Source organism: Cronobacter sp. EKM101R, assembly GCF_963888145.1.
Classification (GTDB): Bacteria; Pseudomonadota; Gammaproteobacteria; order Enterobacterales; family Enterobacteriaceae; genus Cronobacter; species Cronobacter turicensis.
The window spans coordinates 49,185-73,354 of record NZ_CAWPHW010000062.1; the positions used below are offsets into that span (position 1 = coordinate 49,185).

A 24,170-nucleotide genomic window follows, 5' to 3' on the forward strand; every position below is an offset into this window, starting at 1 on the left:
CTCAGGCTTATTGTGAGTATATAAAGAGAAAAAACCATTTGCCTGACCGAATGTAAAGAAGTTTAAAGATTTACCGGCCAAAAAGAAAGCGGGCCGAAGCCCGCTCTTTTAGGTGATGACGTTACGACACTTCCGCCGCGCCCGGCAAGGCCTCAACCGGCGGAGCGGCAAAGCCGCGCAGGCCAACCACATGCACATGCTCATGGTTCTGGAAGACTTTACGCACCAGCTTGTAGGTCGTGCCTTTTTCCGGGCTGATGTTTTCCGGCGCCGCGATGATGAGCTGCATCTGTAAACGTTCGCAGAGCTCAAACAGCGTGGCGATGGAACGGGCGTCAAGACGCGCCGCTTCGTCGAGGAACAGCAGACGGCATGGCGAAATATCTTTACCGCGCAGACGGCTCGACTCATCTTCCCAGCTCTGCACCACCATCACCAGGATCGACATCCCGGTCCCGATCGCCTCACCGGTCGAGAGCGCGCCGCTTTCCGCGCGCAACCAGCCATCAGAGCCGCGGTTGACCTCAACTTCCATCTCCAGATAGTTACGGTAGTCGAGCAGCTCTTCGCCGATGGTCTGCGCGGTGCGCTGGCCCATGTCGATCTGCGGATTCAGGCGTTGCCAGAGTTTCGCCAAGGCTTCCGAGAACGTCAGGCGGTTGCTGTTAAACAAGTCCTGATGCTGCTCATGCTGCTCGGCGAGCACTTCCAGCAGGGTCGCATGGCTTTCACGCACGTTGACGTTGAGGCGCACGCTGTTGACCTGGCCGAACGACACGCTTTGCAGGCCCTGGTTGAGCATGCGGATACGGTTCTGCTCGCGCTGGATCGTCTTGCGAATAATGTTCGCCACGCTGCGGGAGCTGATGGCAAGCTTCTGTTCGCGTGAGGTGAGCTCTTCCGTCAGACGGCCAAGCTCAATTTCCATCTGTTCAATCGCCTCGACCGGATCGTCGGTGCGGATAATATCCTGGCGGATACGCTCGCGCAGATGCTGATAAACCGCCACGAAGAACTGGATTTTACGCTCCGGACGTTTCGGATCTTCGGACAGGCGCAGCACGTCGCGCAGGTGCTCGTTATCCGCCACGGCCAGACGCAGCGCGCCGAGGGCTTTATCCGACATCGAACGCAGATCGTCGCCGGAGTGATACGCCAGCTCGCGACGGTGCAGGCGGCGCTCCACTCCGTTGTCTTTCACCATACGCATCACCGCGCACCAGCCCGCTTTCGCGCTGACGACCTGCTCGCGCATCTCGTGGTAGTTACGCTCAAGGCGCTTCAGGCTGCGGGTCAGGTTATCCATCTCCGCTTCGCACAGCGTCAGCTGTTTCTCCAGCTGATTGCGGCGAGAACGGTTATTGCTGAGGCGCATATGCAGTTCGTCGCGACGCTGACGCGCGCGCTCTTCAGCCCCGGCATCGGCGCGCACGCCGATATCCTGCAGTTCACGTTGCAGATCGCCCAGCAGCTCTTTCTTGGTGTCGAAGGAGCTTTTCAGCGACGCCAGCACCTGATGATACTGGCTGAGCTTCGCGGCATGGGTGCGCAGCGCTTCGCGGGCGCGGGTACGCTCGCCTTCCGCCTGCTCCAGACGCTGGCGCAGCTTCTCATTGAGATCGGTGTTGCCGTTAAGCATCTGCGCCGAATCGCTGTAGCTGAAGTGCGCGCGACGCTGCACCACTTCGCTCAGCGCAAAGGCCTGCTGACGGGCGTCGCGCTGGGTCTGGCGCGCCTGTTCGTAATCCTGTTTCAGCTGATCGAACTGCTCAGGATCGCTCTGCAATACAGACGCCATCGGCTCAAGTTTCGCCAGCGCATTGCCATGCTGGGAGAAGAAGCGCGCGGCGTCCTGGGCTTCCGCCAGACGTTCCTGAATCTCCTCCACGCGGTCGGCCAGGCTGTCATCGGCCAGCAGGCTCAGGCGCGGCAGCAGGCGGTTAAGCTGGGCCACGCCCTCTTTCGCCTGTTCAAACTGCACGCGTTGCTGCTGGTTGTCGTTTTCGTGCTGGCTAATCGCACGTTCGATTTCGCTGCGGCGCGTGTTGAGCTTACGGATTTCCGCTTCCGGATCCGCCTCAAACGCAACGGCGAGATGCTGGCCGACAAAGCGGCTGAACGCCTGGTGCAGGCGCTGCGTTTTCTGTACGTCGAATGAGAGCGTCGCGTAGCGCTCAGACAGCGCTTCGCGCTCGGCATGCAGGCTCTCGATGCGGCTTTCGCGCGCGGCGCGGCCAAACAGCGGCACCGACGGGAATCGGGAGTAGCGCCACTGGCGCTCGGCCACTTTCACCACCACCGCTTTTTCCAGCTCTTCGACGCTGAAGACGCTGTCATCGAAGGACTGCGGATCCCCTTCGATCAGATAGAGATCTTCCGGGCACTCTTCGAGGCCGTCGAGCAGATCGCGCACGCGGGACAAATCCGGCACCACAATCGCGTGACGCGACGGGCCGTAGAGCGCGGAGAAGTACGGCGCGTCATCGAACGACACATCGTCATAAATTTCAGAGAGCAGCACGCCGCCGAAACGCTCCGCCAGTGCATTCAGGCGCGCATCTTCGGCGCCGCCCGGCTGGCTTAAGCGTTCAATCTCTTCATCGACCGTACGCTTGCGCGCGCCCACTTCGTCACGTTCAACGATGGCCTCGCGCTCGCGCTCCAGCAACTGCTGGAGAAATTCGGTGACCTGCTGGCCGGACTCAAACGTCTCGCCGCCCTGCTCGCTAATCTGGTTGAGGCTGTTTTGCGCCGCAAGCCAGGCTGGCGCATGACTGGTGAGTGTTTTAACGCGGCTCTGGATCTGCTCCAGCTCCTGGCGCAGCGTCATGCGCTGTTCGCCCGCCTGCGAGACGCTGTCGGAGAGCGCCGCGATGCGCGCTTCCAGTTCATCGTTCAGCGCTTCGAGTTCTTCCGGATCGTACTCTTTACCCTGACGCTTACAGAATTCGGCCAGCAGGCGTTCGGCGTCCTGCTGTTCGCGCAGACGCTGCTCCAGCTCAGACAGCCGCATACGCAGCGGCTGCACCTGTTCGGCCAGATGGCGCTGCTGGCTGGCGTCGCGCAGCAGTTCGCGCGCCACGTCCCACGCCTCTGCGCGGCTCACCGGGCCGTTAATGCTGGCGACCAGCTGATAAGCCTGCTCGAACTGGCTGTGCGCGGTCTGCGCGACGCTCATTTTCTGCTCAAGCGACAGCAACCGTTCGGTGGCTTCCTGCTCTTTGGCCTGGAAGGTATCCAGCCATTCGTCGGCGCTTTCCGCGCTCAGATCCGGCAGATGGCACAACTCGCGCGCGCGCTCCAGCGCGGTGAGCGCCTGCTGATACTGAATGGCGCGGGTCTGCTGTACATCGAGCGCCTGCTGATAGTCGGCAAGCTGGTTTTTCAGCTCGTCCACTTCAAGCTCGGCGGCTTCGGCGCGGGCCTCGTTCTCTTCCTGCTGCTCGACCGCTTCCGCGACGACTTCGCTCTGTTCTTCAAGGCGAATCTGCAGCTCTTCGAGATCGGCCTCGTAGCGCTCGATTTTCTCCTGCTGACGCAGTGCGGTCTGCACCAGATTCAGGTGATCGCTCGCCGCCTGATAATCGGTTTCGAGATCGCCTTCCGCACCGGCGTGCTCGGAGAGCTCGCGCGCCATATCGACATGCTTATATTGCTCGGCGGCAAGCTGCTTGCGGCTGCTGAACAGCTCGCGGCGCAGCTCAAGCGCCTGGTCGAGATGAATACGACGCTCATTGGCGTGGCGCATGTAATCCGCCGCCACGTAGTTGGTGGCTTCGGAAATCAGGTGTTTGAAGAGATCGCGGTCCGACTGGGTCACGCGGATCGCCTCAAGCGTCATGCGGTTTTCGCGCAGCGCCGCTTCCATATCCTGGAACGCTTTACGCACGCCGCCGTTTTCCGGCAGCAGATAGTCGCGCAGCGAGCGGGTGATGGCGCTGGAGATCCCGCCGTACAGCGAGGCTTCAATCAGGCGATAATATTTGCTGCGATCGGACGCCGAACGCAGACGACGCGCCACCACGCCCAGATCGAACATTAATGAATGGTAATCGGTGATGGAGTTGAACTGCTTAAGCTGCACCCCTTCCATCGCGTCGATTTTATCTTTCAGCTCGTTGAGGCTCAGCACGCGCGCCTGACGATCGTTCAGGGTTTCCGTCAGCAGCTGTGTGGGCAGCATCGCGCTCGGCAGGCCCTGAATGGCGAACGGTTTGATGTCCACTTTACGGTCGCGCCCGGCGACCTGCTGCAGACGTACGCCCACCAGCACGCGCTGATGGCGCGAATTGACGACATCCAGCACCGAATAACAGACACCCGCTTTCAGCTTGCCGTGCAGGCCTTTATCACGCGAGCCGCTGGTGGCGCCCGCCTCGGTGGTGTTACGGAAATGCAGCAGCGTCAGGTCAGGAATAAGCGCCGTGACGAACGCCGCCATCGTGGTTGATTTACCGGCGCCGTTACCGCCGGAAAGCGTGGTGACCAGCTCGTCGAGATCAAACGTGCGGGCAAAAAAGCCGTTCCAGTTGATAAGCGTTAGCGAGCGAAACTTACCGCGTTCAATCATTGTCATCCTCCGCGTTATCCTGCTGGGTATCGTCGTTCTCATCATTGAGCTGCAGGTGGCTTTCCACCGGCATCGCTTCGCCGTCGCGGATCATGCGCAGCTGCGCGTCGCGCGGATCGTCGCCGGCGCGCACGTCAGCGCCGAAGCGAAACACCGACTCGGTGATGCGGAATTTGCTGCTGTCATGCCCCATAAACCAGACCATGCCCAGACGGCGCAGGCGGCTTAACGAAGCGCGCACTTTTTCCTGCAGCTTCTGACGATCGAGATCGGAGCCGGTTGAGCGGTTATTCACAAGCTTGAGCAGTTTGGTTTCGTCCGCCAGCGCCATCAGCTCGTCATAGAGCTCCTGCTGGGTGAAGATCCCTTCGTTCGCCAGCCGCTCCGGGCTCAGGTAGAGATAACAGAGGATTTTACCCACCATCATATCCAGCTCAGACAGCACCGAGCGCGGGATAAGCGTGGTGGAGCGTGGGCGCAGATAGAAAAAACCTTCCGGCGCGCGGATAAGCTCCACGTTATAGCGGCTGTAAAACTCTTCCAGTTCGCCCTGGTAATCCATCAGAAAAGCGTGATTATCCAGCTCGTCCAGGCCAATGTGACGCCCGGCGCGCAGCTGGCTGTCGAGCGCCGGAAACAGCGGATTCGCGAGCGCCAGCGCCAGCTTGACGGGCATCACGTGTTCAATATTTGTCGATGACATTCGCCTGTACCTTGGCTCCATGATCATTAATGGGCTGCCATTTAGCTGGCAGGCCGGTAAAGTCCGCTTCAGCGACGCCCAGACGCACCGCCTGGTCTACCACGATACGCGCCACGTCAAAGTGGCGGGCTCGCGGGAACTGGGCCAGGTAATCGCGCATCACGACGCTCAGGTCGAGCGGCTGCTGACGCTCCCGGTAGACGTTGAGTTGGGCCTCAATCATCGCCGCCAGTTGTTCGCGGATCTCGTTAAACTCTTCAAACTCCAGATCCGGCGGCAGTTCGCCGGTCACTTCTTCGTCGCGCAGCGTCATCTCTTCATCGCGCATATCGAGCAGGCGATCGGCGCTGGCGTAGGTAAGCGCCCAGGGCGCATCGAAATAGTTCTGCACCGACTGGCGCAAACGCTGGGCGAAGACGCGGTTTTTATCCATATCGATAGCGGTACGGATAAATTTATGGACGTGGCGGTCGTAGCCAATCCACAGGTCAATCGCCTGCTGGCCCCAGCTGATAATGCGGTCCAGCTTGCTTTGCAGGTCATACGTCAGGCGGTCGACGAAATGGAGATCGTCGCGGCCCAGCGTCGCTTCCTGGATTTGCAGCAGGTTGGCCTGCAGCTTGTCGCCCGCCGCCTCCAGCGTATCCTGGAGCTCACGCAGCGTGCCGGAGGTCTCTGAGAGCAGCAGTTCGCAGCTGGAGATCGCCGCGCGCCAGTCCTTATTCAGCAACTGGGCGATATCGTCTTTCACCAGCTGTTGCTGCTCGTCCATAATGCGCTGGGTGAGATCAATACTGTCGAAAATTTCCGCAACAGAGTATTTCAGCGGCGCGTAAACGTTGCGGTGCCAGTGGAATTCGTCGCCCCCTTCCTGCGCGGCGTCTGCGGCGCGCTTAAGCTCGCTTGCCACGATGGACAACTGCATCGACAGGCGCAGCGTGGAGAATTCGCGCTGACGGATATAGTAATCAGTGATGCCGATACCCAGCGGCGTCAGGCGGTAAATCGCGTTGCCTTCCGCCTGCTCGCTGGTAAAGCGGTTAATCAGACGCTGGCGCACCATATCGTTGATAGCGTTGTTGGCGCGCTGAGCGACGGTTTCGGTGGATTGTTCGAAGGCGTCGCTGACGTGGCGAAACGCGTCCACCAGCTCCCCTTCGCTCATTTCGCCATCCAGCCTTTCGCCGTTTAGCGTGGCGATAGCCAGCAAAAAAGCCAGCCTGTCTACCGGAAGCTGGATCGAAAAATCGTTTTTCCTGGCCCAGGCAACCAGTTCAGGGACTGTCTGGGAAAAAGTACTCATAGTTTATCCTTGGATCTCCGGCTTAAACGCAGTGACATGGATGTATCGGCCCAGGCTCACCCAGGGCTCCTGTCGGCAGTAACGCGTTTCAAGCTCAAGCAGCGTCTCATACTCGTCGCGCTGCTGATGTTTTTCACGCAGATAGTCATGAAACACCCGCACGCCGGTTTTGCTGTGGATCCGCCAGCCCATCTCTTCAAGCCAGCGGTAGACCTGCTGCGGCTCGCGCGGGTAGTCCGGCGAAAGGGTGCGTTTTTTCTTTTTGGGCATCCCCTGCTGCACATAGGCGAAATTACCCGCCACCATGTTATGCATCAGAAGGCCATTGGCGTTGTAGAACATCAGCGAGAGCGCGCCGCCCGGCGCCAGACATTGCCATAAATGGCGCAGCGCCGCCTGCGGATCGGCCACCCATTCCAGCACAGCGTGAAACAATATCAGATCAACCGGGCTTTCCAAATGCTGACCTGCCTCCTGCGCGGCGCATTGTACAAAATGCATGTTGCCGCTCACACCTTTCTCCTGCGCCGCTTTACTGGCGCGGGCTATCATTTCTGCGGAGAGATCGCACAGCACCACCTGATGGCCCCGCTCCGCAATGCGGCACGCGGTTTGGCCTTCCCCGCCGCCCGCATCCAGCACGCGCAGCGGGCGGTCAGGCAACCGGCTTAACAACGCGTCGAGATCCTGCCAGAGGATGGCCTGACGCAACTGGCCTTTTGTTGTACCGTAAATGTTGCGCGCAAACTTTTCGGCGATGTCGTCAAAATTGCGATCCCGCATGGGCACACTCTCCAGGTGATAAGCGCATCCGGCAAAACCGCTATTTTGTCACAGCCGGAGGGAGAATGAACCCATCTCGCGTAAGATAGGCTGCGTTTACCTGCCGTATGGTTAAAAAAGGACCCATAACCGATGCTTTTTATTCTGAAAAAACTCACCGGCACGCTGCTGCTGCCGCTGCCGTTTCTGCTGCTTATGATGGGCATCGCGCTTGCGCTGCTGTGGTTCACGCGATTTAAGAAAAGCGGCAAGGTTTTAATGACCGCCAGCTGGCTGGTATTGCTGCTGCTAAGCCTGCAGCCGGTGGCCGATGGCCTGCTGAAACCGGTAGAAGATGACTACCCGACCTGGAACGGTCAGAAAGCGGATTACATCGTGGTGCTGGGCGGCGGTTATACGTGGAATGACAAATGGGCGCCGAGCTCAAATCTGGTCAATAACAGCCTGCCGCGCGTGACCGAAGGCGTGCGTCTGTGGCTGGCGAACCCTGGCGCGAAGCTGGTCTTCACCGGCGCGCGCGCCACCACGAATCCGGTCAGCACCGCGGAGGCAGGCGCCCGCGTGGCGGAAAGCTTAGGCGTGCCGCGCAGCGATATCATCACGCTCGATACGCCGAAGGATACGGAGGAAGAAGCCGCGGCCGTCGCCGGCGCGCTCGGCAAACAGCCGTTTTTACTGGTGACATCGGCGTCGCATCTGCCGCGCGCGATGATTTTCTTTAAACGCCAGGGGCTGAACCCCATCCCGGCGCCAGCCAACCAGATGGCGATCGACTCGCCGCTGAATCCGTGGGAGCGCGTGTATCCGTCCTCGCTGTGGCTGATGCACAGCGAACGCGCTGGCTATGAACTGCTCGGTCGCGCCTGGCAGTGGGTTAAGGGTGTAGGCTCAGGCGACCCAGGGCAGAAGTGAGTCCGACGCCGTGGTAAACGCGGCGCGGTTCATTTTCCCGGTTTGTAAAAGCTGCGCCACTTCATCCCACAGCACGTAGAGCCAGCGGCGCCAGAGGAACGATTCCGCCACCGGCGCGCGCTGGATATACCGCCAGAAGAGGCTTTCGGCAAGCGGCGTATCAAACAGGCGGAAAAGCTCATACTCGCGCGGCGCCCACAGCACAATCCCCGGGTTGACCATCGCCAGTAGCTGATCGCTGCGCGCATCTTTGAGCATACTGCGCAGGTTAAAGTTGCCGTGGATCAGCACGCAGTTGTCGTTAAACCCGGCGAACATCTCTTCCAGGCATTCACGGGTGCGAAACAGCATGCGTTTGTCCTGCATTGTCAGGCCGGTATTCTGATACTGATTGAGCGTGCTCCAGAGCACTTCGACACGCTGGCGATACCAGTGCGGCCAGAGGTTTTCCTGAGTACTGTCGACGCTGCCCACGCAGCCGTGGCTGTCAACGCGGTGCCAGCTCAGCAACGCTTCGATTATCTGATCCTGAAGCTGTTCCCAACGCTGCGGCGTGCGGGCGGGCGCTTCTACCGGAACGCCCCGCAGGCGCTCCATCAGCAGCACATCCGGCCCCGGATGCTCCTCATGGGTCATGACGCCATACACCACCGGCAGTCGCACCGTGCCGTAACGCGCCAGTATCGACATCTTCCCGGCCTGCTGCTGCGCAAGCCCCGGCGAGGTGAAACTCCGCGCCAGTAGCGGCAGCGGATTGCCGTGACTGTCGTAGAGCGACCAAAGCGCCGTGTCCGGTTTCTCGCTGATGCATTCAAGCCGACTGAGTTTTTCACCTAACAGATGACTGAGTTCCGCACGCAGTTGCTCCATTTGCCGTTACCCTTATAAACGCTACTGTTTTTATAATGGGCGTCCTTGCGGCAGATGTCATCTGTTGAGATCAATTCCTCGCCAGTTTGCGCTAACGGTAAAGCGGCAGATTGCCTGTCAGACGGGCTATCTGTTTTTTCGGGCCGACAAGCCCCAGCGCCGCCAGCTCGGTCTCCGCGCTGCTGGCGCCCGCCAGGCGCAGCTCATACTCCTCCCAGGTTTTACACGACTGCGCCAGCGCGCTGAAGGGCAATGCCAGAATCTGCGGATCGTTCTGCGCGGCGCTAAACAGGCTTAACAGCGTGTTGCCCTCGCCGAGCAGCACCGGCAGCGGCGCGCGGATCACGCCCGGATAGGTGACGCCGTCCAGGCTTAACAGATCGGGCCCGACTAATCCTTCCACCTGTCTTCCAAGACAAACCCCCAGTACGCTCGCGGCGTTCATGGCAAGCCCTGGCGTGAGCGCGCGATCGACGACAATAGTGCATTTATGGAGGCTGGTATCGAATTGCATGTTTTTCTCCCTGTCAGTTGATGTAATCAGTCTGCCCGACAATGGCGGAGAAAAATGACCTTTATTGCTACATAAAGCGCACTAAAAGGGTAAAATTACCCTTTTAAATTCAAAATGAGAAAAATCATGTCTGAAGATACGCTGACACCCACCGATATCACCCTGCTGACGCTGTTGCAGCAGGATGCGCGCACCACCAATCAGGCGCTGGCGGAGGCCGTTAATCTCTCGCCCTCGCCCTGCTGGCGTAAAGTGAAAAAGCTGGAAGAAGATAAGGTGATCCTCGGCTATCACGCCGCGCTGGACCGCCGCAAAATCGGGCTTGGCGTGATGGTTTTCGTGCGCGTCAGCATTGACAGCCACAGTGAAGCCCAGGCGCGGCGCTTTGAACAGGAGGTCATGGAACTGGAAAACGTGGTGGCCTGTTACAGCATTGGCGGGGACGCCGACTTCCTGTTGCAGGTGGTGTCGCGCGATCTCGACGCCTATGCAGAGTTCGCCATGTCGGTACTGCGCCGTCTGCCGGGCATAAAAGAGATGCAGAGTATGTTCGTGCTAAAAGAGATAAAACCGTTCCAGACGCTGCCGGTCAGCTCGCCTGCCGGACGCCATTAAAAAAACCGGCCTGAGCCGGTTTTCTGTTAACGCATCTCGGCGCGTACGCGCTCAAGATCTTCAGGCGTATCCACGCCGGTGCCAGGCACCACGGCGGCGACCGCCACATGGATTTTCTCGCCGTGCCACAGCACGCGCAGCTGCTCCAGCATTTCAATCTGTTCAAGCGGGCTGGCGGGCCAGGTGACATAGCGGCGAATAAAACCGGCGCGATAGCCGTAGATGCCGATATGGCGCAGGAAGCTATCGCCGATGGTATCACGCGACTGCGCGAAACGGTCGCGATCCCACGGGATCGTGGCGCGTGAAAAATAGAGCGCGTAACCCTGCGCATCCATAACCACTTTTACCGCGTTGGGGTTGAACGCTTCCTGAGCGTCATGGACCGGCACCGCCAGCGTCGCCATCCCTGCCTGCGAGCCCGCCAGGTTCTCCGCCACCTGACGAATAATCGCCGGCGGGATCATCGGCTCGTCGCCCTGAACGTTGACAATAACCGTGTCGTCATCGAAACCGCATTTCTCCACGACTTCCGCCAGACGTTCCGTACCGGACTGATGATCGGCGCGGGTCATGCAGACCTCGCCGCCTGCCGCTTCAATCGCGCGGGCGACGTCCGGGTGATCGGTTGCGACGATGATGCGCGCCGCCCCCGATTCACGCGCGCGCTCCAGCACATGCACGATCATCGGCTTGCCGTTGATATCGACCAGCGGTTTGCCCGGCAGACGCGTTGACGCGTAGCGGGCCGGAATAATGACCACGAAACTCATGGGTTGGTCTCTTCGGCAGCAAGCGAGCGGGCTTCAGTTTCCAGCAGCACCGGAATGCCGTCGCGCAGCGGGAAAGCCAGGCGGTCAGCCTTGCAGATAAGCTCCTGCTTTTCCTGATTGAAGTAGAGTTTGCCGTTGCAAACCGGACAGGCGATGATTTCGAGTAAACGGTGATCCATGGTTCCTCCTGATGGACCGGTGGTATTAATCTTTTGAGGATATCACATGCGTTTCCGGCGCGGGGTCAATTTCCCAGCCCTCGCCCCAGGCCTTTGCAAGCGGGCCGGGCAACTGGCGAAAAACCACCTGTGTGGCGCCCTGCCAGGCGGCGAAATCGTTGATAGCCTGGCGCAGCCCGGCGATAACCCCAGCGGTAAACGAGACGCTCTCTTCGCCGTACAGCGCGATGATCTCAAGCACACCTTGCTGACGGTGCATTTTGGCATCCATCCTTCCCGCCAGCGCGCCTTTGTGCAGCAATGGCAGAACAAAGTAGCCATATTTGCGTTTTGGCGCTGGCGTATAACATTCAAGGCGGTAGGAGAAGTTAAAGAAATCTTCCGCGCGGCGGCGGTCCCAGACCACCGGGTCGAATGGCGAAAGGACCGCGCTATGGGTGGCGGTGAGTTTGTCTGCCGCGGCCTGCTCCAGTAGCGGCGCGAGCGAATGATGCAGCCACATCGGCCCGAGTGTTTCAACCTCAACCGGTATGACCAGGCCCTCCTCCTGCCACGCCTGCAATAGCGGGCCGATGGCGACATGGCGCAACCGGTAGTAATCGGCAAGCCAGGTGCTGCGAAAGATCCCGAGGCTGCGCGCGCTGTTGGCAAGCATATGCGCCTCGGCCTGGGCTTTATCGATCAGGTGCAGGCTGTCGTCCCAGTCGGGCAGTACGCGCGTGGTAAGATCGTAGACGCGCTGAAAGTTGCGCCGCTCCACCACCATCACCTGCCCCGCGGTAAACAGCCCTTCGAGATGCTTTTTATGCGGCTTCCATTCCCACCAGCCGCTGGCGCCTTTACGCGGATGCTCAAAATCCGCCGAACGTACGGGGCCGTTACGCTCAATAAACGCCATCAGCTCGCCGATTTCCTGCGCGTGTTCTTCCATCCACGCGGCCCGGTATTTCCAGCCCATCTTTTCAGGGCTGAGCATACGGTGGCGAAAGAGCGGGAAATCGCTGCGCGGCAGAAAACAAGCTTCGTGCGCCCAGTACTCCATCAATTCGCCGCGCGCCAGCGCCTCATCGAGCCAGCGTCCGGGATAGCTGCCGAGACGGCTGAAAAGCACCAGATACGGGCTGCGGGCAACGATATTGATCGTGTCGATTTGCAGGAGAGACATGCGGGTGATGGTGGAGAGAATATCGGCAGGACGCGCGCGCCGCGTCGGCTTTTTCAGCAGCCCCTGCGCGGCAAGATGAAGGTGGCGCGCAGCGCGCAAAGAAAGATGCACTCCAGACATATCCACTCCCGTACGCTATGGCTGGCGCACCTGCTTAACGCACCAGCGCGAGAATTTCCTTCAGTAACCGATCGGCTTGCGGCTGCGCAAGCGTCGCGTCAACCGGCAGATACCACCAGTCATCATGAGCGAAGGCGCGGCATTTTACCGCGTCTTTTTCAGTCATCAGCAGGGTCTGGCCTTCGCGCATCAGCGCCAGCACATCAGCTTCACGCAGCGCCTGATGGTCAGCAAGACTTACCGTTTTAACCGGCGTCAGGCCGCATTTCTCAAGCGTGGCGAAAAAGCGCGGCGGATGGCCGATGCCTGCCATTGCGACCACATTCTCCAGCGTATTGACTGGCCGCCTCTCTCCGCTGCGCAGGTTAACCGCGAGCCCTGGCTGCAACTGCATGGCGATTTCGCCGGGACGCGCCTCTCCACCGTTCGTAATGACAGCGTCGACCTGCTTGAGCCTGGATGCGCGCTCGCGCATCGGGCCTGCGGGAAGCCACCAGCCGTTGCCGAAGCGGCGTAGGCCATCGACCACGACAATTTCTTTATCCCGCGCCAGCGCGTAGTGCTGAAGCCCGTCATCGGTAATGATAATTTGCGGGCTGGCGCTCGCAATGAGCGCCTGGACCGCTTGCGCGCGGTTTGCCGAGACCGCTACGGGCGCGCCGGTACGCTGGTAAATCAGCACCGGTTCGTCGCCTGCCTCTGCGGACGTCGTGGCGTCGCTAAGCACTAATGGGTAATGCGCCGCTTTCCCGCCGTAACCGCGGGAAACTACGCCTGCGCGCACGCCCCGCTGATGCAGCTGTTCAACCAACCAGACCACGACCGGCGTTTTTCCGTTACCGCCTGCGGTAAGATTCCCCACGATGACCACAGGTACCGGCGCACGCCAGGCTTTACGCAAGCCCAGCCGATAACTCAGGCGAATCGCGCCGCTCACCAGGCCATAGAGCCAGGAAAGCGGCAGCAGAAGCACCCATAACGGCGAACGGCCAGACCAGATGCGCTCTATCATTGACCAAACTGCATTTTATGAAGCTGCGCGTATACGCCGTGCTGCGTGAGAAGCTCAGCATGATTGCCGCGCTCCACGATGCGGCCGTCTTCGATAACCACAATTTCGTCCGCCTGCTCGATAGTAGAGAGACGATGCGCGATAACCAGCGATGTGCGGTTCTTTTGCAGTTCATCAAGCGCCGCCTGGATAGCGCGTTCTGACTCGGTATCCAGCGCTGAAGTCGCCTCATCAAGAATAAGGATCGGGCTGTCGCGCAGCAACGCGCGGGCAATCGCGATACGCTGACGCTGACCGCCGGAAAGCAGTACGCCGTTTTCGCCGATGACCGTATCCAGCCCGTTATCCATCTTATTGATGAAGTCCATCGCATAAGCCATACGGGCGGCTTTTTCGATCGCTTCGCGGCTGTAAACATCCGTGCGCGCGTAGGCAATGTTATTCGCGATGGTGTCGTTAAACAGATGCACGTTCTGGGAAACCAGCGCGACCTGATTACGCAGCGACGAGAGCGTGTACTCGCGAAGGTCGTGGCCATCCAACAGGATCTCGCCGCTGTCGATATCGTAAAAACGCGTGATAAGACTTGCGAGCGTCGATTTCCCGGAGCCCGAACGACCTACGAGCGCGACCGTCTTCCCGGCAGGAATAGACAGGTTGATATCGCGCAGCGCCGGGATTTCACGGCCCGGATACGTGAAGGTAACATCACGGAACTCCAGATTACCCTGGGCGCGTTCGACAACACGCGTGCCTTCGTCTTTTTCCTGCTCGCTGTCCAGAATGGCAAACAGCGTCTGACAGGCCGCCATCCCGCGCTGGAACTGAGCATTGACGTTAGTAAGCGATTTCAGCGGACGCATCAGCGCAATCATAGAGGAGAACACGACGGTGATGGTACCTGCCGTCAGGGTTTCCATAACGCTCGGGAAGCTTGCCGCATAGAGCACAAACGCCAGCGCCAGAGAGGCAATCAGCTGAATAATCGGGTCGGAAATCGAAGATGCCGAGACCATTTTCATGCCTTGTAGACGCATCTTGTTGCTGACTTTCGCGAAGCGTTCACCTTCAACCTGCTGGCCGCCGAAAATCAGCACTTCTTTATGGCCCTTGAGCATCTGCTCGGCGCTGGTCGTCACCTGCCCCATGGTGTTCTGCATGTTTTTACTGATGCTGCGAAAGCGTTTCGACACGACGCGGATCGCGATCGACACAATGGGCGCCAGTACGATCAGGATCACCGAAAGCTGCCAGCTGTAATAGAACATCATGATAAAGAGGCCGATAATCGACGCCCCTTCACGCACCACAGTAATGAGCGCGCTGGAAGAGGACGAGGCGACCTGCTCGGAATCGTAGGTAATACGGGAGAGCAACGTACCGGTGGATTGTTTATCAAAGAAGGAGACGGGCATCCCCATCATATGGTTAAACAAGCGGCGACGCATCGTCATGACGACTTTCCCGGAGACCCAGGAGATGCAATAACTGGAAACGTAGCTGGTGATACCGCGCAGAACCATCAGCCCTATGACCACCAGCGGCATCCATAGCAGCACTGAGCGATCGGTTTTACCAAAACCATCATCCAGTAATGGTTTAAGTAGCGATAGCATATAGGTATCGCTGGCTGCGTTGAGTATTAACGCTACCCCAGCCACAATCAGACCCGTTTTAAAGGGCGCAATCACCGGCCAGAGTCGGCGGAAGGTCTGCCACGTGGAGAGATCTTTATCGTTATGCATTCAAAAAACCAGCTTTCGTTGAAATAGCCGCATATTCTACCTGTATTCAGCAGGTGAGCCAAACCACTCATGATACCAGCGGGGCGAAATCTGTTCTCTTAACCCCTCGATTTTCCATTGCCCTGGCGAAAAAGAGACAGACAGCTGCCCGGCGTGTGCCGTATCAAACCACTGATAGCGCTGCTTCTGATAACGCTTCACCACTTTTCCAGAGGGTAATCGCCAGGCGTTGTAGCGCGACGCCGACGCCAGCGCCGCTTTGCCATTCACCACCGATAACAAGGTTGGCGTCGATGAGGTACGGCTGCCGTGGTGAGGCACCTGAAGAATATCCGCCTGCAAGTGACGCCAATGCTTTTTGAGCATAGCCAACTCTGCGGGGGCTTCAATATCACCCGTCAGCAGGACGCTGTGCTCACCGTCATGTACTTTTACGACACAGGAGCGGTTATTGCCTTGCGTCTGATTCTCTGCGGGCGGCCAGTGAACGGTAAAAAGCAGACCCTGCCAGCGCCAGTGCGCGCCCTTCACGCAAGAAATGTGGCCTGCCCAGTGAAGCGGGCTGCGGATCCACATATCAGGCCACGCATGCATCAGGCTCTCCAGACCACCGCGATGGTCGAGATGCTCATGGCTGATGATGACGCCCTCGGGTTTGAGATGTTGCCATCGCAGCCAGGGTATGATGGTCTGCTGCGCGCTGTCGCCACCCGGCCAGGCGTTGCCGCTGTCATAAAGTATGGCTCTGCCGTGGCGTTCAATGACGATAGCCAGTCCATGTCCGATATCCAGCATATGTAGCCGCCACGTATCATTCGCCGGTTTTTGCCAGAATGGCCACGTGAGTAGCCCGAGTGAAATACCACACGTGACTGGTGAAATGCGGTGCCAGCCAGCTCTCCACGCAATAACCATGATCCACGGCGCGAGCGTGAGCCACTGATAGCGCTGGTCCAGGCTAAGCCAGCCGGGAGGCAACTGGCGCAACAACCAGAAAAGCGCCGCCAGCGTCCTGTCAGCCAGTAACCCCGCCCCCACCTCCAGCCACGTTAGCTGCGCCAGATCCAAAATCATAGCTGCCAGCACCAGCGGTACGGCGATGAAAGTGACGACAGGCACCGCGACCAGATTCGCCAGCAGGGAGGTCAGGCTGATGCCATGAAACAGTAAGAGCTGAAGCGGCAGCAGCAGAAGCGTCATACCGCATTGCAAATGCAGCAGGCTTTTCAAAAGGCGCCATCTCCCTTCTGCGTGTAACGGCATCCACTGATACCAGAAAATGAGCGCGCCCACCGCAAACGCCGAGAGCCAGAGGCTTTCCGATAATATCGCCACAGGATCGCAGAAGAGGATGGCCGCCACGCAGCAAACCCAGACCTGCCAGGGCGTCCATTGTCTGCCGCAGAGGCGCAGCGCACACCAGACCGAGATGGCTACCAACGTTCTGACGGCTGGCGGGTTACTTCCGGAAAGCCAGGTATAGAGCGCCGCCGTGGCCAGCATCGCCAGTAAGGGAAAGCGGTAGCCGATTCGCCTTGCGGGCAATAGCAATTGCAGCAAGCGCGCAAGCGCCCACCCCAGCGTGCCCGCAAAACCGATGTGTAATCCAGAAATGGCCATTAAGTGAGCGGTGCCGGTTTCCCGCAACAGCATTTTGACATCATTCGTCAGCGCGACACGCTCGCCGAAACCGAGCGCCAGAATTACCGGCCGCCAGCTAAATGTCGCCATGTGCTGGCTGAAAGAGTCCAGATAACGCGTCCGAAAGCTGCACTCATCATGAAGTAACTGCGCAGCCATAATCCGCCCGGTTAGCGGTTGATGCTGAGACAGGGCATAACGCTGGCTGTCAAACCCGCCTTCGTTAAGCTGTCCGTGAACGGGGCGCAAGCGTAGCGTCATTCGCCAGCGCTGCCCGGCGCATACCTTTTGCGGCAAATATGAGCCTCGCAGTACCGCGCCGGGGGGCAGAAACACGCTTTCGCCATTTACGTTGATAATTTTTATATGGTGTTCCGTCGCGCCGTCAGTGCTGGTAATAACCGCTTCGACCTGGCGCTGTTTTCCTGTCAGCAAGGTATAGGGCTGCGTAGCCTGCCGGGCAGCAAGCAGCCCCCAGCAGAGAAAGAGCAGCGTTAATGCCCCTAATCGCACGGCAGGGTGTCGCAGAAAAAGCGCCAGCGACGACATGAGCGTGAGCATGGCTATCTGCGGCACCGATGGCAGCGCGGGTAAGAATAGTAGCGGTGACAGACCTGCTATGACGCACAGGCTCAACGCGGGCAACGGGATCACAAACACCTCCTTGTTACGAAGGAGTGTGCGGCCAGCAGAGTGCATTGTCAGGGAGAAACGAACAGAATTACGAGATGTGCAGAAAGGAATTTAAGGCGTTACGGCCATTGCAGGAAAAGTGTCGAGACGGCTCGCAAGACAGTGTGCCATCAACAAAAAACGGCACCCGAAGGTACCGTTCTCTGCAAGGTTAAGTCATAAAACTTAACCGTAAATATTGGCGCGGTCGCGTAGTTCTTTACCCGGTTTAAAGTGCGGAACGTATTTACCTTCCAGCTCGACTTTATCACCTGTTTTCGGGTTACGCCCGGTGCGTGGTGCGCGATAGTGTAAGGAGAAACTGCCGAAACCCCGGATTTCAATACGCTCGCCCTGGGCAAGAGTAGAGGCCATATGTTCCAGCATCTCTTTAACCGCATCTTCCACCGCTTTCGCCGGGATATGTGAGTGCTGGCTTGCAAGTCTTTCGATTAATTCTGACTTGGTCATGTTTCCTCCGGTTTCCATTCAGGAAAATTGTCTTACAGCTATCATCGAACAAGGGCGGCCAAAGCCGCCCTTAATGTCTGATTACAGGCCGGAACCTGTAATCTGTCAAGGCAATTACTCGCCTTTAGCTGCTTTGAACGCTTCAGCCATGGCGTTAGAGAAGTTGCTTTCTTCCTGTTTGTTGTTAACAGAAGCGATTGCATCTTTCTCGTCAGCTTCGTCTTTCGCACGAACAGACAGGCTTACTACGCGGTTCTTACGATCAACGCCGGTGAATTTAGCTTCAACGTCGTCGCCAACGCTCAGAACCAGAGTCGCGTCTTCTACGCGGTCACGGGAAGCTTCAGAAGCGCGCAGGTAGCCTTCAACGCCGTCTGCTAATTCAACTGTAGCACCTTTCGCGTCAACTGCGGTTACTTTACCAGTAACGATTGCACCTTTCTTGTTCAGTGCAACGTAGTTGTTGAACGGATCTTCTGCGAGCTGTTTAACGCCCAGAGAGATACGCTCACGCTCTGCGTCAACCTGCAGTACAACGGCAGCGATTTCGTCGCCTTTTTTGTACTCGCGAACGGCTTCTTCGCCAGCCACGTTCCAGGAGATGTCAGACAGGTGAACCAGACCGTCGATGCCGCCGTCCAGGCCGATGAAGATACCGAAGTCAGTGATAGACTTGATTTTACCTTCAACGCGATCGCCTTTGTTGTGGGTCTCAGCGAACTGCTGCCACGGGTTGGCTTTGCACTGTTTCAGGCCCAGGGAGATACGACGACGTTCTTCGTCGATATCCAGAACCATAACTTCTACCACATCACCGACGTTAACGACTTTGGACGGATGGATGTTTTTGTTGGTCCAGTCCATTTCGGAAACGTGTACCAGGCCTTCAACGCCTTCTTCGATTTCAACGAAGCAGCCGTAGTCGGTCAGGTTGGTTACGCGACCAGTCAGGCGGGTGCCTTCCGGGTAACGTTTAGCGATAGCTACCCAAGGATCTTCGCCCAGCTGTTTCAGGCCCAGGGAGACACGGGTACGCTCGCGGTCGAACTTCAGCACTTTAACAGTGATTTCGTCGCCCACGTTCACGATTTCGCTCGGATGCTTAACGCGTTTCCAGGCCATATCAGTGATGTGCAGCAGGCCGTCTACGCCGCCCAGATCAACGAATGCACCGTAGTCAGTGAGGTTCTTAACGATACCTTTAACTTCCATGCCTTCCTGCAGGTTTTCCAGCAGCTGATCGCGCTCTGCGCTGTTCTCAGACTCGATAACGGCACGACGAGAAACAACAACGTTGTTGCGCTTCTGATCCAGCTTGATTACTTTGAATTCAAGCTCTTTGCCTTCGAGGTGCAGGGTGTCACGGACCGGACGCACGTCTACCAGGGAACCCGGCAGGAACGCACGAATACCGTTCAGCTCAACAGTGAAGCCGCCTTTAACTTTGCCGTTGATAACACCGGTAACAGTTTCAGCATCTTCGTAAGCTTTTTCCAGCGTGATCCAGGCTTCGTGACGCTTAGCTTTCTCACGGGACAGCAGGGTTTCACCGAAGCCGTCTTCCACTGCATCGAGAGCAACGTCAACTTCGTCGCCAACCTGGATTTCCAGTTCGCCAGCTGCGTTCTTGAACTGTTCTGCAGGGATCGCAGATTCAGATTTCAGACCCGCATCAACCAGAACTACGTCTTTGTCGATAGAGACAACAACGCCACGAACGATGGAACCCGGGCGGGTTTCGATTGTTTTAAGGGATTCTTCAAATAGTTGAGCAAAAGATTCAGTCATATTGATAATCTTCAGGATTCTTCAATTTAACGTCCACCTGGCTTCACTTCCGGGTGGGGTTGTTTAACATGCCCACTCACAATCCATTGCAGTGGGTACTTCAGAATAAGGTCGCGTTATTTCGCGAGCGCCAGTTTTTCACGGGCGTAATCGAGCGCCTTTTCAATCACCTCTTCGATGCTAAGGCTGGTCGAATCCAGCACCAGAGCATCGTGCGCAGGCACTAACGGCGCTACTGGCCGGTTACGATCGCGGTCATCGCGCTCTTTTATCTCGGCCAAAAGGCGTTCAAAGTTAACACTAAAGCCCTTTTCCTGCAACTGTAGCATGCGGCGATGGGCGCGTTCTTCCGAGGAAGCGTCAAGGAAAATTTTCACTGGCGCATCAGGGAAAACGACCGTTCCCATGTCACGCCCGTCAGCTATCAGGCCGGGCGCTTCACGAAACGCGCGCTGACGGCGCAGCAGCGCTTCGCGTACGCGCGGAAACGCGGCGATCTGCGAGGCGGCGTTCGCTACTTCCTGCGTGCGGATCTCGGCGCTGACGTCTTCGCCTTCCAGGATCACTTCCAGCTCGCCCTGTTGCGCGACAAATCGTACATCCAGGTGGGCGGCCAGCGGGACGAGCGCTTCTTCAGAGGCGACATCGACATGATGATGCAGGGCGGCCAGCGCGAGAACCCGATAGATGGCGCCGGAATCCAGCAAATGCCATTGCAGGGTTTCAGCCATCGCTTTACAGAGCGTGCCTTTGCCTGCGCCGCTTGGGCCATCGATTGTGATTACCGGGACGGATGCCGTCATCTTTTTCTCCTTCAATAACAAATGGCAGGCCTGCAACGTGAACGCGGCGCATTATACGCTTCATCACCGCAGACTGTTATCTTTCCGGCAAAATATCGCCGCCATTGTGGCTGAGTGTAGAAGAATTGGGCGCAGATGCCCGGACCGGCGCGCCGCCAGTCCGGGAGAGGAGGATTATTTCTTGTCTGCAGCGATGCGATCGCGGATGTGCTGAGCGCGTTCCGCTGAAGGCGGGTGAGAATCAAACATCGATTTCTCAGAGCCGGCATCCAGTTTCGCCAGTTTCTCGAAGCTGGTCACGAGGCCTTTGGTGCTGATTTTACGTTTCTTCAGCAGGTCATAAGAGAAGTCGTCTGCTTCGGACTCCTGGCTGCGGGAGAACGCGGAGTTGATAACGCCCTGCGCCATTTCGCCCAATTCAGAGTCGGAGAGCTGCGCGCCCACGGCGCTGGTGGCGGATACCGCATCGCGCGCCGCAACGGTCGCGTAAGCAGTCTGCATAGCTTTACGGGTATGGCCTAACGCCACGTGACCCATTTCATGGCCCAGCACCGCTTCCACTTCGTTGTCGGTCATCATGTCCATCAGACCGCTGTAAACGCGGATGCAGCCGTTCGCCATCGCCCAGGCGTTAACTTCCGGGGTCTGGTAAACCTTGTAGTTTACCGGCGTGCCGTTGATGTTATTGCCGAGCGCCTTCGCGATTTTATTCAGGCGTTTAGTGTATTTGCTGGACGCCGGCACAACCGGGTTTTGCTTGTCCATTTCAGCACACGCCTGATCGGACAGTTTTTTAACGTCCGCATCGCTGAGCGTGGCGGCCTGATAGGCAGACATACCGGATTTCGCCAGCGCGTCGCCGTTAAGCGCGCCCATATTTTTACAGCCAGACACCAGCGCCGCCGCAACGAGGCAGCTTAAAAGTACTTTATTGTTTTTCATAATAAATCGTCCATGGATTCAACGTCAAAAAGCCGCGGGTCAATTAACCCGGCGGCAGATTAACATTATTGAAACACGGGCGCTTATCCGAAAAATAACGGCTAGCCGACGCCCCGTACTTGTGATACGGGGCGCAAGCGCGATCAGGCGGAGTGGCTGATGCGCGCAAGCTGCGCGAAGTAATCCGGGAAGGTTTTAGCGGTGCATTTCGGGTCGAGGATCGTGACCGGCGTGTCGGAAAGCGCCACCAGCGAGAAGCACATCGCCATGCGGTGATCGTTATAGGTGCCGATATCCGCAAACTGCAACTGCGCAGGCGGCGTAACGGTGATGAAGTCATGCCCCTCTTCGACCGTGGCGCCCACTTTGCGCAGTTCGGTCGCCATCGCCGCCAGACGGTCGGTTTCCTTCACGCGCCAGTTGTAGATATTGCGAAGCGTGGTCGTCCCCTGAGCGAATAGCGCTGCGGTGGCGATGGTCATCGCCGCGTCGGGAATATGGTTCATATCCATATCAATGGCGTTCAGCTCGCCGCGGGTGCAACTGATGAAATCGTCGCCCCAGACGATCTGCGCGCCCATTTTCTCCAGCACATCGGCAAAGCGAATATCGCCCTGCACGCTGTTGCGCCCGATACCTGTGACCTTCACGGTGCCGCCTTTAATGGCCGCCGCCGCAAGGAAATAGGAAGCGGAAGACGCGTCGCCCTCCACCAGGTAATGGCCCGGCGACTGATACTGCTGGCCGCCCTGGATAACGAAACGCTGGTAGTTCTGGTTTTCGACCTCAACCCCGAAGGTTTTCATCAGGTGCAGCGTGATATCAATATAGGGCTTTGACACCAGCTCGCCTTTGATGTCGATGGCGGTGTTGGCCGGCGCCAGCGGCGCCGCCATTAACAGCGCGGTCAGAAACTGGCTGGAGACGCTGCCGTCAACGGTCACATTGCCGCCTGAAAACCCGCCTTTCAGATGCAGCGGCGGATAGTTTTCCTGCTCCAGATAGGTGATGTCCGCGCCGCCCTGACGCAGCGCGTCCACCAGATGCCCAATCGGGCGCTCTTTCATACGCGGCTCGCCGGTCAGCACCACGTTGTTTGTGCCAAGGCACAGCGCCGCCGCCAGCGGACGCATCGCGGTGCCCGCGTTGCCTAAAAACAGCTCCAGCTCCACGAGCGTATTGAACTGCCCGCCCTGCCCCTGAATTTCACAGCAGGTGCGATCTGCTGAAAGCGAATAATTAACGCCGAGCGCTTTCAGCGCATTGAGCATGTGGCGCACGTCATCGCTGTCTAACAGGTTAGTGAGCGTGGTGGTGCCTTTCGCCAGTGCGGCCAGCAGCAGCGCCCGGTTGGAAACGCTCTTGGAGCCTGGAAGGTTGATGGTGCCATCCACGCGCGCGATGGGTTGTAAGGTCAGGGATTCCTGCATGGAAAAAGTCTCAATAAAACAGAATAAAAACCCCGCGGCAGCCGCGGGGCGAAACGTAACGGGAGGATTAGCCGTGGCGGCGTTCGAAATCAACCATAAAGTCGGTCAGGGCCTGAACCCCTTCGAGCGGCATCGCGTTGTAAATGGAGGCGCGCATGCCGCCTACCACGCGGTGGCCTTTCAACGCATGCAGACCCGCGGCGAAAGATTCTTCGAGGAACAGTTTATCCAGGTTGCTGTCGGCGAGCTGGAACGGGACGTTCATGCGTGAACGGTTAGCGGTCGCCACATCGTTGCGGTAGAAATCGCTGTTATCAATCACGCCGTACAGCAGATCCGCTTTTTGCTGATTGATCTTATCCATCGCCGCCACGCCGCCTTTGGTCTTGAGCCATTTGAAGACCAGGCCCGCCAGATACCAGGCAAACGTCGGCGGCGTGTTGAACATGGAGTCGTTCTCGTTCAGCACGCTGTAATCCAGAATCGACGGGCAAGCGGCATGCGCCTTGCCGAGGAGATCCTCGCGCACGATAACCAGCGTCAGGCCCGCCGGGCCGATATTTTTCTGGGCCCCCGCGTAGATAACGCCGTAACGGCTGACATCAATCGGGTGAGAAAGAATGGTGGAGGAGAAATCCGCGGTGACGATGGCGTCGCCAAAATCAGGCGTATCGTTAATCGCGACGCCGTCGATAGTTTCATTCGGGCAGTAGTGCATGTAAGCCGCATCCGCAGAGAGCTGCCATTCACTCATCGGCTTGATGCCGCGTTTGCCATCGACGGTGATTTTCGCGTCGATCACGTTCGGCGTCAGGTATTTTTGGGCTTCTTTAACGGCGCTTGCCGCCCAGTAGCCGCCATCAACATAGTCTGCGGTGGTTTTGTCGCCCAGCAGGTTCAGCGGAAGCGCGGAGAACTGCCCGCGTCCGCCGCCGTGGCAGAATAAAACTTTATAATTGGAGGGGATCTCCAGCAGATCGCGAAAATCCTGTTCCGCCTGTTCAGCCACCTGAATAAACTCTTTGCTGCGGTGGCTGATTTCCATCACAGAGGTGCCTAACCCCTGCCAGTCACGCAACTCTTCCTGAGCCACTCGTAACACATCCGCCGGCAGCATTGCCGGGCCAGAACTAAAATTGTAGACCTGAGCCATTTCCCC

20 protein-coding genes are annotated in these 24,170 nt (G+C 58.1%); 2 read left to right on the plus strand and 18 right to left on the minus strand.

Annotated elements, in window-relative coordinates:
• Positions 1 to 121 precede the first annotated feature (121 nt).
• Genes mukB through cmoM form a run of 4 tightly spaced genes read right to left on the minus strand, consistent with a single transcriptional unit; the run spans position 122 to position 7,359 of the window.
• Positions 122 to 4,570 carry a chromosome partition protein MukB gene (mukB, locus tag AACV31_RS20645; RefSeq protein WP_165153607.1) on the minus strand — a complete coding sequence of 1,483 codons (4,449 nt, stop codon included), beginning with the start codon at positions 4,568 to 4,570 and terminating at the stop codon, positions 122 to 124.
• The gene (gene mukE, locus AACV31_RS20650; protein WP_071820281.1) at positions 4,563 to 5,273 is read right to left on the minus strand and encodes a chromosome partition protein MukE; all 711 of its coding nucleotides are present in this window, start codon (positions 5,271 to 5,273) and stop codon (positions 4,563 to 4,565) included. The genes mukB and mukE overlap by 8 nt, the downstream gene beginning before the upstream one ends.
• The gene (gene mukF / locus AACV31_RS20655; protein WP_007768838.1) at positions 5,254 to 6,576 is read right to left on the minus strand and encodes a chromosome partition protein MukF; all 1,323 of its coding nucleotides are present in this window, start codon (positions 6,574 to 6,576) and stop codon (positions 5,254 to 5,256) included. Before mukF ends, mukE begins: the two co-directional genes overlap by 20 nt.
• Positions 6,577 to 6,579: 3 nt before the next feature.
• Positions 6,580 to 7,359 carry a tRNA uridine 5-oxyacetic acid(34) methyltransferase CmoM gene (gene cmoM / locus AACV31_RS20660; RefSeq protein ID WP_165153523.1) on the minus strand — a complete coding sequence of 260 codons (780 nt, stop codon included), beginning with the start codon at positions 7,357 to 7,359 and terminating at the stop codon, positions 6,580 to 6,582.
• 132 nt (positions 7,360 to 7,491) lie between these two features.
• Between cmoM and elyC the strand changes: the two genes are divergently transcribed.
• The gene (gene elyC / locus AACV31_RS20665; RefSeq protein WP_165153521.1) at positions 7,492 to 8,271 is read left to right on the plus strand and encodes an envelope biogenesis factor ElyC; all 780 of its coding nucleotides are present in this window, start codon (positions 7,492 to 7,494) and stop codon (positions 8,269 to 8,271) included.
• Here elyC and AACV31_RS20670 read toward each other — a convergent pair.
• Both AACV31_RS20670 and AACV31_RS20675 read right to left on the minus strand, forming a co-directional pair.
• Positions 8,248 to 9,141, minus strand: coding sequence for a YcbJ family phosphotransferase (locus AACV31_RS20670; RefSeq protein ID WP_075198790.1), 894 nt, complete (start codon positions 9,139 to 9,141; stop codon positions 8,248 to 8,250). The two genes, elyC and AACV31_RS20670, sit on opposite strands and share 24 nt — an antisense overlap.
• 91 nt (positions 9,142 to 9,232) lie before the next feature.
• Positions 9,233 to 9,655, minus strand: a complete 423-nt coding sequence (locus tag AACV31_RS20675) for a DUF2000 domain-containing protein (RefSeq protein WP_165153519.1) — start codon at positions 9,653 to 9,655, stop codon at positions 9,233 to 9,235.
• A 126-nt stretch (positions 9,656 to 9,781) separates the two neighbouring features.
• Here AACV31_RS20675 and AACV31_RS20680 point away from each other — a divergent pair, with 126 nt between their 5' ends.
• A complete protein-coding gene (locus tag AACV31_RS20680) occupies positions 9,782 to 10,270 on the plus strand; it encodes an Lrp/AsnC family transcriptional regulator (RefSeq protein ID WP_105580964.1) in 489 nt (162 codons plus the stop codon).
• A 26-nt stretch (positions 10,271 to 10,296) separates the two neighbouring features.
• Here AACV31_RS20680 and kdsB read toward each other — a convergent pair whose 3' ends face one another.
• The 12 genes from kdsB to serC all read right to left on the minus strand — a co-directional run bounded on the left by kdsB (position 10,297) and on the right by serC (position 24,164).
• Entirely contained in the window at positions 10,297 to 11,043 is a 747-nt protein-coding gene (gene kdsB, locus AACV31_RS20685) for a 3-deoxy-manno-octulosonate cytidylyltransferase (RefSeq protein WP_075198788.1), read from the minus strand.
• Entirely contained in the window at positions 11,040 to 11,222 is a 183-nt protein-coding gene (gene ycaR / locus AACV31_RS20690; protein WP_007707496.1) for a protein YcaR, read from the minus strand. The genes kdsB and ycaR overlap by 4 nt, the downstream gene beginning before the upstream one ends.
• Positions 11,223 to 11,247: 25 nt before the next feature.
• Positions 11,248 to 12,507 carry a winged helix-turn-helix domain-containing protein gene (locus AACV31_RS20695; protein ID WP_165153517.1) on the minus strand — a complete coding sequence of 420 codons (1,260 nt, stop codon included), beginning with the start codon at positions 12,505 to 12,507 and terminating at the stop codon, positions 11,248 to 11,250.
• A 34-nt stretch (positions 12,508 to 12,541) separates the two neighbouring features.
• Positions 12,542 to 13,519: a tetraacyldisaccharide 4'-kinase gene (gene lpxK, locus AACV31_RS20700; protein WP_165153515.1), complete on the minus strand. Its 978-nt coding sequence runs from the start codon at positions 13,517 to 13,519 to the stop codon at positions 12,542 to 12,544.
• A complete protein-coding gene (gene msbA, locus AACV31_RS20705; protein WP_165153513.1) occupies positions 13,516 to 15,264 on the minus strand; it encodes a lipid A ABC transporter ATP-binding protein/permease MsbA in 1,749 nt (582 codons plus the stop codon). Before msbA ends, lpxK begins: the two co-directional genes overlap by 4 nt.
• Before the next feature lie 36 nt (positions 15,265 to 15,300).
• Positions 15,301 to 17,559: a ComEC family protein gene (locus AACV31_RS20710; protein ID WP_165153511.1), complete on the minus strand. Its 2,259-nt coding sequence runs from the start codon at positions 17,557 to 17,559 to the stop codon at positions 15,301 to 15,303.
• A gap of 204 nt (positions 17,560 to 17,763) precedes the next feature.
• Positions 17,764 to 18,048: an integration host factor subunit beta gene (ihfB, locus tag AACV31_RS20715; RefSeq protein WP_004387353.1), complete on the minus strand. Its 285-nt coding sequence runs from the start codon at positions 18,046 to 18,048 to the stop codon at positions 17,764 to 17,766.
• Between the two features lie 114 nt (positions 18,049 to 18,162).
• Entirely contained in the window at positions 18,163 to 19,836 is a 1,674-nt protein-coding gene (gene rpsA / locus AACV31_RS20720) for a 30S ribosomal protein S1 (protein WP_007768803.1), read from the minus strand.
• A 116-nt stretch (positions 19,837 to 19,952) separates the two neighbouring features.
• On the minus strand, positions 19,953 to 20,639 hold the full coding sequence (gene cmk, locus AACV31_RS20725; RefSeq protein ID WP_075198782.1) for a (d)CMP kinase: 687 nt from the start codon (positions 20,637 to 20,639) through the stop codon (positions 19,953 to 19,955).
• A gap of 174 nt (positions 20,640 to 20,813) precedes the next feature.
• On the minus strand, positions 20,814 to 21,581 hold the full coding sequence (locus AACV31_RS20730) for a M48 family metallopeptidase (RefSeq protein WP_007768798.1): 768 nt from the start codon (positions 21,579 to 21,581) through the stop codon (positions 20,814 to 20,816).
• 143 nt (positions 21,582 to 21,724) lie between these two features.
• Complete coding sequence (aroA, locus tag AACV31_RS20735) at positions 21,725 to 23,011, minus strand: 3-phosphoshikimate 1-carboxyvinyltransferase (protein WP_165153509.1); 1,287 nt, start codon at positions 23,009 to 23,011, stop codon at positions 21,725 to 21,727.
• Positions 23,012 to 23,078: 67 nt separating this feature from the next.
• Complete coding sequence (serC, locus tag AACV31_RS20740; RefSeq protein WP_007768789.1) at positions 23,079 to 24,164, minus strand: 3-phosphoserine/phosphohydroxythreonine transaminase; 1,086 nt, start codon at positions 24,162 to 24,164, stop codon at positions 23,079 to 23,081.
• Between the last annotated feature and the right edge of the window lie 6 nt (positions 24,165 to 24,170).

Bases quoted from the DNA above. Each gene is read 5' to 3' on its own strand.
- elyC (WP_165153521.1), top strand. From the start codon at position 7,492: ATGCTTTTTATTCTGAAAAAACTCACCGGCACGCTGCTGCTGCCGCTG.
- ihfB (WP_004387353.1), bottom strand. From the start codon at position 18,048: ATGACCAAGTCAGAATTAATCGAAAGACTTGCAAGCCAGCACTCACAT.
- aroA (WP_165153509.1), bottom strand. From the start codon at position 23,011: ATGCAGGAATCCCTGACCTTACAACCCATCGCGCGCGTGGATGGCACC.
- lpxK (WP_165153515.1), bottom strand. From the start codon at position 13,519: ATGATAGAGCGCATCTGGTCTGGCCGTTCGCCGTTATGGGTGCTTCTG.
- msbA (WP_165153513.1), bottom strand. From the start codon at position 15,264: ATGCATAACGATAAAGATCTCTCCACGTGGCAGACCTTCCGCCGACTC.
- AACV31_RS20695 (WP_165153517.1), bottom strand. From the start codon at position 12,507: ATGTCTGGAGTGCATCTTTCTTTGCGCGCTGCGCGCCACCTTCATCTT.
- mukF (WP_007768838.1), bottom strand. From the start codon at position 6,576: ATGAGTACTTTTTCCCAGACAGTCCCTGAACTGGTTGCCTGGGCCAGG.
- AACV31_RS20670 (WP_075198790.1), bottom strand. From the start codon at position 9,141: ATGGAGCAACTGCGTGCGGAACTCAGTCATCTGTTAGGTGAAAAACTC.
- ycaR (WP_007707496.1), bottom strand. From the start codon at position 11,222: ATGGATCACCGTTTACTCGAAATCATCGCCTGTCCGGTTTGCAACGGC.
- mukE (WP_071820281.1), bottom strand. From the start codon at position 5,273: ATGTCATCGACAAATATTGAACACGTGATGCCCGTCAAGCTGGCGCTG.
- rpsA (WP_007768803.1), bottom strand. From the start codon at position 19,836: ATGACTGAATCTTTTGCTCAACTATTTGAAGAATCCCTTAAAACAATC.
- serC (WP_007768789.1), bottom strand. From the start codon at position 24,164: ATGGCTCAGGTCTACAATTTTAGTTCTGGCCCGGCAATGCTGCCGGCG.
- cmk (WP_075198782.1), bottom strand. From the start codon at position 20,639: ATGACGGCATCCGTCCCGGTAATCACAATCGATGGCCCAAGCGGCGCA.
- cmoM (WP_165153523.1), bottom strand. From the start codon at position 7,359: ATGCGGGATCGCAATTTTGACGACATCGCCGAAAAGTTTGCGCGCAAC.
- kdsB (WP_075198788.1), bottom strand. From the start codon at position 11,043: ATGAGTTTCGTGGTCATTATTCCGGCCCGCTACGCGTCAACGCGTCTG.
- mukB (WP_165153607.1), bottom strand. From the start codon at position 4,570: ATGATTGAACGCGGTAAGTTTCGCTCGCTAACGCTTATCAACTGGAAC.
- AACV31_RS20730 (WP_007768798.1), bottom strand. From the start codon at position 21,581: ATGAAAAACAATAAAGTACTTTTAAGCTGCCTCGTTGCGGCGGCGCTG.
- AACV31_RS20680 (WP_105580964.1), top strand. From the start codon at position 9,782: ATGTCTGAAGATACGCTGACACCCACCGATATCACCCTGCTGACGCTG.
- AACV31_RS20675 (WP_165153519.1), bottom strand. From the start codon at position 9,655: ATGCAATTCGATACCAGCCTCCATAAATGCACTATTGTCGTCGATCGC.